The sequence below is a fragment of the Rhodonellum psychrophilum GCM71 = DSM 17998 genome, assembly GCF_000381545.1.
GTDB classification, from domain to species: domain Bacteria; phylum Bacteroidota; class Bacteroidia; order Cytophagales; family Cyclobacteriaceae; genus Rhodonellum; species Rhodonellum psychrophilum.
Genome location: NZ_KB906717.1, coordinates 1 through 2,811 on the forward strand (window position 1 = coordinate 1; position 2,811 = coordinate 2,811).

Annotated in this window: 3 protein-coding genes; all 3 read right to left on the minus strand. The window is 39.4% G+C overall.

What is annotated here, in order from left to right; all coding sequences use genetic code 11:
* Window positions 1-815: 815 nt before the first annotated feature.
* A complete protein-coding gene (locus tag F824_RS0125370) occupies window positions 816-2,108 on the minus strand; it encodes an amidohydrolase (RefSeq protein WP_019600746.1) in 1,293 nt (430 codons plus the stop codon).
* A gap of 221 nt (window positions 2,109-2,329) precedes the next feature.
* A complete protein-coding gene (locus F824_RS0125375; protein WP_236613276.1) occupies window positions 2,330-2,632 on the minus strand; it encodes a helix-turn-helix domain-containing protein in 303 nt (100 codons plus the stop codon).
* The coding region (locus F824_RS28065) for a hypothetical protein (protein WP_248691080.1) at window positions 2,593-2,811 on the minus strand (219 nt) is incomplete at its 5' end. The genes F824_RS0125375 and F824_RS28065, both read right to left, overlap by 40 nt.

Here is a 2,811-nt window from a genome sequence, read left to right on the forward strand (position 1 = left end):
GCCGATGGTACTGGGGTTACTCCCGGGAGAGTAGGCCGCCGCCTTATTGTCATTCAGCTCCCACCCTAAACAGGTGGGAGCTTTTTGCGTTTATAGGAGTACTGGGATTTTTTAGATTATGGAGAGAGAATAGGTTTTCAAACAAAGAAGTTTTTTGATGGAATGGAACTGGATTAGATTTCTATATCCAAGGTTTCTAGGGTATTGATATTACGGACGTTTCATAGAACCTCCGTTGAATTTACCATCATTAATGTCTTTACCATTCAGGTCTATTTATCCCGTGTTAACCAGTTCCATTTCTATCCCAGTCTTAATTCAATTGATAGTCAGTCAGTTATTTACTTTTTTTAACTTTACCATATTGGCAATACAATTTACTCTTTCATTGATCTGATTTTCTTGAAGTTTCAACCCCTATTGGAAACCGTCATGCATATTTCTGGTTCAATGCTCTTAAGCCAAACCAAATCATCAAAATTGTTGATCTCGCAATTTGATATTGATATTAAAACAGTTTCTGATCATACATTCAAACCTTGTCTAAGATTGACTTAAGGTTCTCACTCGTTATTCTGATCAATAATTTTTAAGGGATAAATCTTTCTGCGCTCCCACTTTACTTCTTCAATATTGTCCAATCAATTAAATGTTTTACGCCTTTTTCGCTATAGCATTCATAATGAAAATAGCGGCTATCGATTATCGATAGCCGCTATTTTTTAATAAGTTTGAATATTGGTTTTTTGGGTTTTTCCTGAATGATGTCTTTGGGATTTAAAATGATGGAGGAGAATTCACTTCAGTGTGTCCACTTATTTTTTCAAATCCAGATAATCAACAGCCAAATAGCTCATGACCTTAACACCAAGCAAAAAACCACTCTCATCGATCATGAAATCAGGAGTATGATGGGAGGGGGCCGTCACGGGGTTTCCACCTTTTGGCATTCCACCTAGAAAAATAAATAGTCCGGGTGCCTCCTTTTGAAAAAAACTGAAATCTTCTGCTCCTGTAATCGGCTCATGGTAGATCACATTCTCCTTACCCGCAGCATCATATAAGCTTGAAACCATTTTTAATGTCAGATCAGCATCATTAATCGTTGCGGGATAAAGTTCATCTATGGTAACCTTGGCATTAGCACCTGCACTTTGTGCGATTCCCACAGAAATTTCCTTAATCCTTTTATGGATCAATTCCTGTTGCTCGTCGGAATAGGTTCGGATCGTTCCGATCATATCCACTTTTTCAGGAATGATATTGTGACGGATCCCACCATGGATCGCTCCTATGGTCACTATCGCTGGGTGTTGGGTGATGTTGACGTTTCTGCTCAAAATCGTCTGAAGACCCATTACAATCTGTGAAGCGGTCACAATTGGATCAACGGATGACCAAGGCGACGCTCCATGTGCCTGTCTTCCATTCACCTCAATATTTAAATTGTCTACAGCGGCCATCGCTGGACCTGACCTGTATTTTATTGAACCCACTTCTGTTTGTGAATTGATGTGTAGGCCAAATATTGCATCCACATCCTTCATTACACCTTCTTCCACCATTTGTTTGGCACCCCAACTGGTTACTCCCGGCTCTGTAATTCCTTCTTCTGCTGGCTGAAAAATAAATTTGACAGTTCCGGAAATTTCAGACTTCATGTCCGACAAGACTTCTGCCACGCCCATCAGAATGGCCACATGGGTATCATGGCCACAAGCATGCATTACACCTGTTTTTTGCCCGTTATATTCAGCAACTACTTGAGATCTGAAAGGAAGGTCATTCCTTTCAGGAACGGGTAAGGCATCCATGTCCGCTCTCAAAGCAACTGTTGGACCTGCTTTCCCACCTCTTAGAATACCCACTACACCTGTCACGGCAATTCCTTCCTCTACTTCCATTCCCAAAGACCTTAAGTGGTCTGCTATGATTTTGGCTGTCCGGACTTCTTGGTTTCCCAATTCAGGATACTGGTGAAAATCCCTTCTCCATTCAATCACTTTGGCTTCAATGGAGCTTGCCTTTTTATCTATTTCTGGTTTCAATTTGGATTGACCAAATGAAAAACCAGTTGAAAGCAATAATAATATCAATGTTTTTTTCATGGGAATAAGGTAAAATGGAAATGAATGCCTTCTAATTTACACAAATAGCAGGATTAAAAAAAAATCCTGAATTAAAAGAAAAAAGCTGTTACTTAATCACGAGTGTTGGTCTAAACCAGTTTTATTCCTAGTAAATAGGGCCTTTCAAAAATAGGCAGGTTGATTCCGGTAATATTCTTTTTTGTTAAGTCAATAAATTAAAATAGCCTCCATTTGGCCGATCATTTGGCCGACTTCTCCATATATACTGCCACCATTCTTAAAGTTCCGTAATCGTATTTCCCTGGATTTTCCTGACGGATTGCCCCAATATCTCCGGCATTTGATTCTAAAATTTCCGATACTTCTTTGATGGTTTCTGGGCTTAAATGAGCATGAATCGAAACTTTTCCCGCTGCTATTCCCTTCACCAAATGACCTTTGATGGTCGATTCGGCTAATCCTCTGGCTTCTGCGATTTCCATGCTTGATTTACCATGTTGGCTCATATTGTAGGTGATTTCATAGGTTTCCCCCTTTTCCAATTTAATTTTTGGTGAGCCTTTTTCTTTTTTCTTTCGCCCAGTTTTGTTCTTTGAAAATTTAGGATTTGCTTTGGCCGCTTGTTTTGCCTGTATTCTAAGGTTAAAGCAAGTAAAATAGTACAATTTTTAAATTTTATGCAGCATACTTCAAGGTGTCCACATATGGGGTTTCCCTGTTT

What these genes read in the sequence shown, in the direction of transcription:
- F824_RS0125370 (WP_019600746.1), bottom strand. Translation starts at nt 2,108, where the DNA reads ATGAAAAAAACATTGATATTATTATTGCTTTCAACTGGTTTTTCATTT.